8 protein-coding genes and 3 pseudogenes are annotated in these 9,805 nt (G+C 41.9%); 5 read left to right on the forward strand and 6 right to left on the reverse strand.

Annotation, left to right across the window (positions count from 1 at the left end; all coding sequences use genetic code 11):
* Positions 1-282 precede the first annotated feature (282 nt).
* From FTV30_RS14605 to erpA, 4 genes are all read left to right on the forward strand, one after another.
* Positions 283-1,287 (forward strand): putative solute-binding protein, encoded by a 1,005-nt coding sequence (locus tag FTV30_RS14605; RefSeq protein WP_180001840.1) that lies wholly within the window; start codon positions 283-285, stop codon positions 1,285-1,287.
* 253 nt (positions 1,288-1,540) lie between these two features.
* On the forward strand, positions 1,541-2,551 hold the full coding sequence (locus FTV30_RS14610) for a putative solute-binding protein (RefSeq protein WP_180001841.1): 1,011 nt from the start codon (positions 1,541-1,543) through the stop codon (positions 2,549-2,551).
* A 192-nt stretch (positions 2,552-2,743) separates the two neighbouring features.
* Complete coding sequence (locus FTV30_RS14615) at positions 2,744-3,751, forward strand: putative solute-binding protein (RefSeq protein WP_373683722.1); 1,008 nt, start codon at positions 2,744-2,746, stop codon at positions 3,749-3,751.
* Positions 3,752-3,872: 121 nt separating this feature from the next.
* Positions 3,873-4,208, forward strand: a complete 336-nt coding sequence (gene erpA / locus FTV30_RS14620; protein WP_004281944.1) for an iron-sulfur cluster insertion protein ErpA — start codon at positions 3,873-3,875, stop codon at positions 4,206-4,208.
* A 55-nt stretch (positions 4,209-4,263) separates the two neighbouring features.
* On the opposite strand, the gene FTV30_RS14625 is transcribed toward erpA, so the two are convergent.
* The 6 genes and pseudogenes from FTV30_RS14625 to FTV30_RS14650 form a co-directional block, all read right to left on the reverse strand.
* Positions 4,264-4,641 carry a hypothetical protein gene (locus FTV30_RS14625; protein ID WP_167381287.1) on the reverse strand — a complete coding sequence of 126 codons (378 nt, stop codon included), beginning with the start codon at positions 4,639-4,641 and terminating at the stop codon, positions 4,264-4,266.
* Positions 4,642-4,746: 105 nt separating this feature from the next.
* A complete protein-coding gene (locus FTV30_RS14630) occupies positions 4,747-5,655 on the reverse strand; it encodes a matrixin family metalloprotease (RefSeq protein ID WP_100329869.1) in 909 nt (302 codons plus the stop codon).
* A gap of 60 nt (positions 5,656-5,715) precedes the next feature.
* Positions 5,716-5,976, reverse strand: a pseudogene (locus FTV30_RS14635) (OXA-134 family carbapenem-hydrolyzing class D beta-lactamase); the annotation flags it as partial.
* Between the two features lie 170 nt (positions 5,977-6,146).
* Positions 6,147-8,090, reverse strand: a complete 1,944-nt coding sequence (gene dnaK / locus FTV30_RS14640) for a molecular chaperone DnaK (RefSeq protein WP_074383783.1) — start codon at positions 8,088-8,090, stop codon at positions 6,147-6,149.
* Between the two features lie 155 nt (positions 8,091-8,245).
* Positions 8,246-8,794, reverse strand: a complete 549-nt coding sequence (gene grpE / locus FTV30_RS14645; protein WP_005173545.1) for a nucleotide exchange factor GrpE — start codon at positions 8,792-8,794, stop codon at positions 8,246-8,248.
* Positions 8,795-9,576: 782 nt separating this feature from the next.
* Positions 9,577-9,681 (reverse strand): annotated as a pseudogene (locus tag FTV30_RS14650) (IS701 family transposase); the annotation flags it as partial.
* 34 nt (positions 9,682-9,715) lie between these two features.
* On the opposite strand from FTV30_RS14650, the pseudogene FTV30_RS16120 reads away from it, so the two are divergent.
* Positions 9,716-9,805: pseudogene (locus tag FTV30_RS16120) on the forward strand (transposase); the annotation flags it as partial.

Genomic DNA, 9,805 nt, shown 5'->3' on the forward strand with positions numbered 1-9,805 from the left:
ATCGACGCTTTTTGAAATAAAACACGTCCACCGCGACGTATAGATAACTGGTCTAACTGAATCATTGAGAAATCAAAGCTAAGAAATAAGATGCGCCTATTCTAAAGGAAAGCCTTGTGAAAATGAAAAATCTTGCGACTTTTACTGAAATGAGCCAGCTTTTAAATACTGTGAATTTATATATTATGGACGCATAAGTTGAGTATAAGCTCTATTTTCAGTATTAACAGTTGTTTATAGTAGAAGCTGATCGAGCAAAAAATACGATAGAGTAAAATAAAAATGAAAAAGGGATTTTTAGTTTTATCTGCACTGGGTCTACTGGCATCGACTTCAAGTCATGCCAAAGTAAATATCTGTGTTTTTGATTTGCTGGGCAAGTCTGGCGAATCTTTTAAATTAATGGAGGAATGGGCTTTAGCTGCAAAAGCCTGGAATACTGATGTTCAATTGACTGCCTATCAGGACGAAGCCAAAGTGGATCAGGATGCCAAAGCTGGAAAATGCGATGGCTTCTATATGACCTCCATGCGGGCCCGCGCCTATAATAAATTCGCCGGCTCGATTGATGCGATTGGTGGTGTGCCAAATAATGACATTGCCATGAAAGCCATTAGTTATGTACTGGACAAACGCAACAGCAAGCGCCTGATCACCCAGATTGGCAAAGAAAAATTTGAAGTGGCTGGGATCGGGCAGATTGGCCCGGCTTATATTTTTGTCCGTGATCGCGAGCTGAATAAACTGGAACAGGTAAAAGGCAAGAAATTTGCCGTGCTGCATTATGACTATGCCCAGAAAATTATGGTCAACCGGATTGAAGCCGTGCCGGTAATGTCGGAAATTTCCAATTTTATCCGTAAATTTAATCAGGGCGAAGTCGATATTGTGGCTGCACCGGCTTATGCCTTTAAACCACTCGAATTAGAAAAAGGTCTGGGCAATAAAGGCGCCATGATTAATTTTCCAGTGATCAATGTCACCGCCGACCTGATCATCCGGCAGGATAAATTTCCTGACTCTTTCGCAGTACAATCCAGAGACTGGTTTGTGAAACAGTTGCCGCGCAGTTTTGCCATGGTGAAACGTATGGAAGCGGAAATTCCCAATAAATATAAGCTGAACTTAAGCCGTGAAGATCGCATTGCCTATCAGAAGATTCTGCGCGAAGGCCGCATCGATTTAACCCGGCGGGGGATTTATGATCCCGGCATGATGACGGTATTGAAGCGTGCCCGCTGTACCGTCGAAAGAACCAATTTTGAGTGTTCAATTAGTGGCGAATAAAATTCAAATGATGTATATCTTTGTAACTCTTACGGATTAAATGTAATGATACGAAACTTCTATTAAATATTAAGAAATTGATATTTAAAAATATTTTATAAAATAATATTTAGAAAATACGCTGATTTATCTTTATAGGCCAAAACACGGGTTTTAAATGGAGTAAATGCTCTATTTTTTTTAATTAAACTTGCTTAATATTTGTTCCGTGTACGGACACTCAGCGAATAACAAGATTCCAAAGGATAATACAATGAAAAAAGCACTCTTATCATTGGCTGCACTTTCTACATTTGGTTTTGCCAATGCGGTGCATGCAGAAAAAGTCGATATCTGCGTGTTTGACTTACTGGGTAAATCGGGTGAGTCTTTCCAGATGGCGCAAGAATGGGCACTGGCTGCAAAAGGCTGGGGCGCAGAAATCAATCTGATTGCCCGCCAGGATGAAGCTGTTGCTGACAATGATTTTAAAGCCGGAAAATGTGATGGCGTATTTATGACTGCCATGCGCGCCCGTCAATACAATAAATTTGCCGGTTCTATCGATGCACTGGGCGGTGCACCGAGCAATGCAATTGCACAGCGTGCCATTAGTTTTGCGCTGGACAAACGCAATGCCAGCAAAATGGTGACTAATCTGGGTGGTAAAAAATACGAAATTGCCGGGATTGCACCACTTGGTTCGGCGTTCATCTTTGTCCGTGACAAAAATATTAACTCGATCGAAAAAGCCACAGGTAAAAAATTCGCGGTATTGGGCTATGACGATGCCCAGAAAATTATGGTGCAGCGTGTGGGCGCGCAGGCCGTGATTTCCGATGTATCCAATTTTGTGGCCAAATTTAACAATGGTCAGGTGGATATGGTGGGGGCACCAGCCTATGCTTATAAACCGCTAGAGATTTATAAAGGCCTTAGCAATAACGGCGCGATGTTTAATTTCCCGGTGCTGCATGTGACGTCCGATTTTGTCATTCGCCCGGAAAAATTCCCGGCAGGTTTTGGGCAAAAATCGCGTGACTGGTTTATCAAAAACCTGCCAAAAAGTATGGCCATGATCGGCCGTCTGGAAGCCGGAATTCCGTCGAAATATAAAATGAATCTGAGCGTGGAAGATAGAACCAAGTATCAGAAAATGTTACGTGATGGCCGTATGGACATGACCAAACGCGGAATCTATGATGCTGGCATGATGTCAGTGTTAAAACGCGCGCGCTGTTCTGTCGACAAAGCCAATTTTGAGTGTTCACTTCCGGGTGAGTAATTTGATTTTTAAAGAAAAAGCTTAGCTGAGTCTAAGCTTTTTTTGTGGTTGAACTGAGGCAGATCAGCCATTGTACAGCTGATTAAATAGCTTAAGCTTGATCTAAAGATTGATTTCTTATGATTAATATAAAAACAATTAGATGCGGCTGAAATCGCAATAACAAAAACAAGGTATAAGGACATTAGGATGATGCAAAGAAGATGGAAAATACTGGCATTGGCCGCAGCGATATTTACTGTTTCAGGTCTGGTACAGGCCAAACAGGTGATGTGCGTATTTGATCTGGTGGGCAAAAATGGCGATGTGTATAGCGTCATGAAAGATTATCAGCTGGCAGCGAAAAACTGGGGCGCTGATATCGAGCTTAGAGTGAATACCAATGAAGCCGTGGTTGCAGAAGATTTTAAAGCCGGAAAATGTGACGGGATTAGTGTTACTGGAATGCGCGGGCGTCAGTTCAACAGTTTTACCGGCTCGCTGGATGCTATCGGGGCGATTCCAGATCTGAATCTGGCCGTTAAAGTGATGCAGGGTCTGGCGAGTCCGACTTTTGCCAAACATATGCTCAATGGCAAATATGAAGTGGTGGGGGTGATTCCTGTCGGTGATGCTTTTCTGTTGGTCAATGACCGTAGTATTAATACCGTGGCCAAAGCCGCAGGTAAAAAAATTGCGGTACTCGACTATGATGAAGCACAAAAAATCATGGTACAGCAGGTTGGTGCTCAAGCCGTCAGTGCCGATGTCACCAACTTTGGCGCCAAGTTTAACAATGGTCAGGTTGATATCATTGGCGCACCCGCTGCGGTATTTAAGCCGCTAGAATTACACAAAGGCTTAGGTACAAAAGGTGCGATTGTGAATTATCCGGTGTTGCAAGTGACCGGTAATATCATTATCCGTCCCGATAAATTCCCGGCGGGTTATGGTCAAAAATCACGTGAATGGGTGAGAAGCCAGTTGCCGCGCGCTTTTGGTATTCTGGGCAAAATGAAAGCCGATATTCCTGCAAAATACTGGATGGATATTCCGGCTGCAGATAAACCGGGCTATCAGAAAATGATGCGCGATTCCAGAATCGACCTGACCAAACGCGGCGTATATGACAAACGCATGATGAAACTGCTGTGGCAATTCCGTTGTAAACAGAACCCGCAAAACTTCGAATGTGCCTTACAGGATGAGAACTACAAATAATCCTGATAAAATTACTCTGATTTGACTTTTAATCTGTAGAGACTGACCATATATTGAGTGTGTTATACTTCGATATGGTCTTTTCTTTTTAAAGACATTCCATTCAACAGAGGAATCCGCCATGAATGCCCAAGCGCTTGTGCTCACCGACAATGCCGCAAATAAAGTACGCCAGTTGCGTGACAGTGAAGGTAACCAAGACTTAATGCTCCGTGTGTATGTTACCGGTGGCGGCTGTTCAGGTTTCTCTTATGGCTTTAACTTTGCCGAAAGTCAGAATGAAGATGATGCAGAATTTGCCAACGGCGATGTGAAAGTACTGGTCGATTCACTCAGCTATCAATATCTGGTCGGTTCAGTTGTAGATTATTTGGAAGGTCTGGAAGGTTCACGCTTTGTAGTGCAAAACCCGAATGCGACCACCACTTGTGGTTGTGGATCTTCATTCTCGATCTAAACACGTACAATAAAAAAGTCCTCTTGATGAGGACTTTTTTATATCTGAAGAAAACTTAATTTTCCAGTTTTACCGCTTCCAAGAGGTCAAAAATTACTGATGTGACATCCTGACTCAGCTCACGATTATTAAAAATCTCATAAGCGCTAATGGTAATATCGGTATCACTTGGCAACAGGCGCTGCTCTTCTTCGATCAGGTCATTGATCGGCAAGAGGGTCTGTTTGATTTCCAGATGTAAAATATCTTTATATTCCAGATTCTCATCGTCCAGTTCAATCAGCTGCTCATTGAAATAAGGCAATAAAATCGCATGAAGATGTGGCTGAATATCCTCAATATCAAAGATCTCGATATCACGCGTTTCATCAATCGTACTAATGTGGTCATTTACTTCAATTAAAATATGGTAGTAACTCACATGAATCTCCAAAGATGGCCTGAACAATGTAGCCGTTCACAATAACATGAAATCCGAATAGAGTGTTTTTTATAACACTTATACACTTAAATTAATTAAGGAATTCAGGCTGATCACTTAACGGTGATACAGCAAAGTCTTGTCGGCAGGTCGCAACTGAAAGTGTTGCAGATTCTGTTTTCCCAGTACCGGATACATCAGCGCCTCTGGATCATCATGATGATACAGGCCCAAAGCATGCCCCAGTTCATGAGCCAGTGTCAGACGCAGATCATCTTCTGCATCAAACTGATATACATGAATCTGATGACCCATAAATACCCCTTTATGAAATTCACGGGCAGGAAAACGTTGCTGGGCCTGAATGATATTCTGTTGATGATTTTCAAGACTATGTTGATGCAGCGAAACATTCAGGTTAAAAGAACTTTGCTGTCGCTGAAGATACTCGGCTTCCCGTTTAAAATTTTCCGATTTGCGCTGTAAAGCCTGAAACTCATATTCTAATTGTTCGTGCTCATAGGCAGATAAATTTGGCTGATGCCGTCGTTGCTGTAGCTTCTGAAATTCATAATTAATCTGATCTCTTTGCTGGATCAAGCGTTGTTGTTGACTTTCCAGATGTTGATAAGATGCTTCCAGATTTTTGACCTGACGTTGATACTGGGCATCATCTGCCAGCAACTGTTTTTCGACTTTCTTTAAGGCATTATATTCCTGTTGCCGTTGATCATAGATCAGATGAATACTCAGCTGGGCATTTTCATCATAGAGCAGCAGATCATCGCGATGGGTGCCCTGATGCCAGATCTCGACGGCTTCTTTGCTCAGTTGAATCACTTGCTCTTTACTCAGCCCAAAGCCTGCATCTACCTGATCGACCTTAAAGCGTAAACGTGTGTCAAAAGGATGACTGAGCCGGTCTGCAAGCGAGTTGTAGCGCAGTTGTGGATGAGCTTTGGTCTGCATATGCATAGAGGCAGACAGGATTAACCCAACGATGACCAGACAAAATAGAAGGCGCATATTGCTATTGAGATGCTTGTTTTTAAAAAATATAGCTTAATTTTAAGGCATTTCCCATGCTTATTTGCCTTCCTGCTCAGCTTTTGGATAAAGTCCTAATTCGGCCAAGGTTTGCTGTAAAATGTCCAGGCGAATCGCCGGATCCATATGACTGTGCATCTGCATATTCAGGGAAAAGGCCACGATGTCAGCCTGTGGTGTTTCGATCCAGCCCGTGCGTCAGCCAACTTGCGCTTCCAGCTCCATACCCCGGCCGGATTTGGCATACAGTCGACAAGCGTGGCGTTCCTGTAGCAATAACATGGCTTTAACCCATTGCTGAAAGGCCGCAAAATCAGAATTTTCAGGGTTGATGGTCGTTTCATGCTGGATTTAGCTTAAACAGCTTTACTTGAACATACGATCCATTTTTAGTCATTTTACCTTCATGCTTTAAAATTTGGATATAAAAAAACCGCGCTATTGCGCGGTTTTTCAGTTAAAGCGACAAATTATTTTTTGTCATCTTTTACTTCAGTGAACTCAGCATCTACAACGCCGTCGTCCGCTTTTTGCTGTTGTTGACCAGCGTCACCACCGAATGCGTTCGGATCAAACCCTTGCGCACCGCCTTGGCCTTGAGCTGCTTCATAGGCACGCTGAGTGATCGGCATGATGATGTTTTGCAACGCTTCAGTTTTCGCTTTGATTTCTTCAACATCATTTTCTTTAGTTGATGCTTCAAGCTCAGAAACCGCAGTTTCAATTGCAGTTTTTTCGTCTGCGGTGACTTGTTCGCCCAAATCTTTTACTGCTTTTTGAGCAGAAGAAACCAGTGCATCCGCTTCGTTACGTGCTTTCGCTAATTCTTCGAATTTGCGATCTTCTTCAGCATTCGCTTCAGCATCACGGATCATTGCTTCGATTTCAGCATCAGACAAACCTGAGTTTGCTTTAATCTGGATCGATTGCTCTTTACCCGTGCTCTTGTCTTTTGCAGATACTTTCAAGATACCATCAGCGTTGATATCGAAAGACACTTCAATTTGTGGCACACCACGTGGTGCAGGTGGGATATCGCCTAATTGGAAGTTACCCAACAATTTGTTTTGCTGCGCCATTTTACGTTCACCCTGGAACACAGAAATGTCTACAGCAGGCTGGTTGTCAGCAGCAGTCGAGAACACTTGAGATTTCTTCGCAGGAATCGTGGTGTTTTTCTCGATGATTGCTGTTAACACGCCACCCATGGTTTCGATACCAAGTGTCAGCGGAGTTACGTCAAGAAGAAGTACGTCAGTTTTGTCACCTGAAAGTACCGCACCTTGAATCGCAGCACCCATTGCGACTGCTTCATCAGGGTTTACGTCTTTACGTGGCTCTTTACCAAAGAATTCTTGAACCTTCTGTTGAACCATTGGCATACGTGATTGACCACCCACCAAAATCACGTCAGAGATGTCTGAAGTCGAAAGACCAGCATCTTTAAGTGCAATCTTACATGGCTCAATGGTACGCGCAACCAAGTCAGCAACCAAACCTTCAAGTTTCGCACGTGTTACGTTGATCACCAAGTGTTTAGGACCAGTCGCATCTGCAGTGATGTATGGCAGGTTGATTTCAGTTGCATTCGAAGAAGAAAGCTCGATCTTCGCTTTTTCAGCAGCTTCTTTTAAACGTTGCAGCGCAAGCGGATCTTGTTTCAAGTTGAAGTTTTGTTCTTTCTTGAACTCTTCAACCAGGAATTCGATCAATGCGTTATCGAAGTCTTCACCACCCAGGAATGTATCACCGTTAGTAGACAACACTTCGATTTGCTGGTCGCCATCAAGATCCGCAATTTCAATGATTGAAACGTCGAATGTACCACCACCCAAGTCATAAACCGCGATTTTACGGTCGCCTTCTTTCTTGTCCATACCGAACGCAAGTGCAGCAGCCGTTGGTTCGTTGATGATACGTTTCACTTCTAAACCTGCAATTTTACCTGCATCTTTAGTGGCTTGACGCTGGGCATCGTTGAAGTAAGCAGGAACGGTAATGACCGCTTCAGTTACTGTTTCACCCAGGTAATCTTCCGCTGTTTTTTTCATCTTTTTCAAGATTTCAGCAGAGATTTGCTGTGGCGCAAGTTTCTTGTCGTTGACATCAACCCAAGCATCACCGTTGTCAGCTTTGATGATTTTGTACGGTACCAGACCGATATCTTTTTGTACCGCTTGGTCTTCATAACGACGACCGATCAAACGTTTGATCGCGAACAAGGTATTTTTCGGATTCGTTACCGCTTGACGCTTTGCCGATTGACCTACCAGAATTTCGCCATCTTTATAGGCAATAATTGATGGCGTTGTACGCGCGCCTTCAGCGTTTTCGATTACTTTAACTTTGTCGCCTTCAAGTACTGCAACACATGAGTTTGTAGTACCTAAGTCAATACCAATGATTTTAGCCATTTGGATGTTTCCTCAAAAATTTTTTTATTCCCAAACTTTTCCCTTTATCAAAGGGAAATTAAAAGGGATTTACTTGTTATCCGATATGAGAGCCGTTCGATTTTTTTCAAGTAAAATTGTTGAAAAAATTTCACAAACTCCCGAATTTATTTGGCTTAAGCGCCAACCATGACCATCGCCGGACGCAACAGGCGATTATTCAGCGTGTAGCCTTTTTGCAAAACAGTGCCAATTTCATTGGCTTTGGCATTTGGATCAATCCCAACTGCCTGATGCAGATCAGCATTAAAGCCGTTACTGGTGTCTACCACCACGACTCCAAATTTCTCTAAGGTATTCAATAAAGATTTAAGTGTCAGTTCAACGCCTTCCAGCAGTGGAGTTTTCTCTTCACCTGCGGCAACAATGGCGCGCTCGAGATTGTCGACGGTTTCTAAAAGTTCTTTAGAGAACTTTTCTAAAACGGTATCTTTATGCTTTTCAGATTCACGCTGAATACGTTCCACACTTTTTTGTGCTTCGTAGACTGCATTGGCCGTACGTGCTTTTTCTAACTTTAAGTCACCTTCAAGCTGCGCAATCTGCTCTTGTAAAGACTCAACGGAAACTTCTGCCTGCTCGGTTTCAGCTTGAGTTTGCGCTGTATCTTGTTCCGCTTGCTCTTGCTCAAATTTTTGAGCTTGCTCGTTTTGCTCAGTCGCCATTGATTTACTCCGTTTAAATGGGTTCTTAAACATGTACAGTCCTCAGGCCTCAGTATTCACTGCGTTAATGCTGAACTGCCATGGTTGAAGTTCTTGATTACCTAAAGAAATCGGGGCAGGGTGTAAAAATTCAAGCGTCAGTCAAGATTAAATTTAAGATTTATACAAAATTCTGAATAAAACAGCGAGCAGATGGCAGGCTTTTACCGCGATATAGGCGGAGATAAATTGAAGTAAATGATCAAGGAGTCATCTGATCATTGTTGTATACGTCGCTGAATAGACAGTCTGAGCTTTAAAATAAAACATGAATTATTTGAAAATAAATATAAAAAATTGATAATCGTATTTTTAAATAAATTTAATAATTTTAATCTGTTTTAAATATTAGTAAAAAAATTGCATGATACTGACATAGACAGCGACCTTGTTCAGAGGAGAGAGCCGAACTCGGTTGCTGTTGCCTTATTTCAAGTTACTTTTTTTAAGCTGAGTTCCCCCAAGACTTGGCTTTTTTTTGCCTGATTATTTATTAGACATAAAAGCGATTAATATCTAAGCAATAAAGTATTTCTCAATAGATGAACTTTTGATTAATATTTATTCCAGATTCTATCGCTGTAGTTTCTTCTTATTTTGAAATGTGTTTTCGTGGCTTATCTTTTTCTCTAAGATAGGCCTTTTTTTTGCTAAAATTGAGCATTCTTGATCTGATCAAGATAAAAATGATGGCTTGGCGGCTTAGTCCGGCCTTCATGCAAAAATATAGGACTTACGCACTATTATTTATAGATTCTCTGTGGTAGCAGATGATTTTTATCGAGAATAAAGTCATCAATGAAGTTTTTGATAACTGGTCTAAATAATTTCTTCTGCCAACGATATATAGTCAAATCATTATAAAACTAATACAATGGTGCAATGAGTTATTCAGAACATTTTAGACGTAAAATTTTAGCTAAGCTTGAGGAAGGTTATTCTATTCGAGCGGTAGCTGCACAATTTGAAATT

It is taken from the genome of Acinetobacter sp. YH12255, from assembly GCF_013417355.1.
Taxonomy (GTDB): Bacteria; Pseudomonadota; Gammaproteobacteria; order Pseudomonadales; family Moraxellaceae; genus Acinetobacter; species Acinetobacter pseudolwoffii.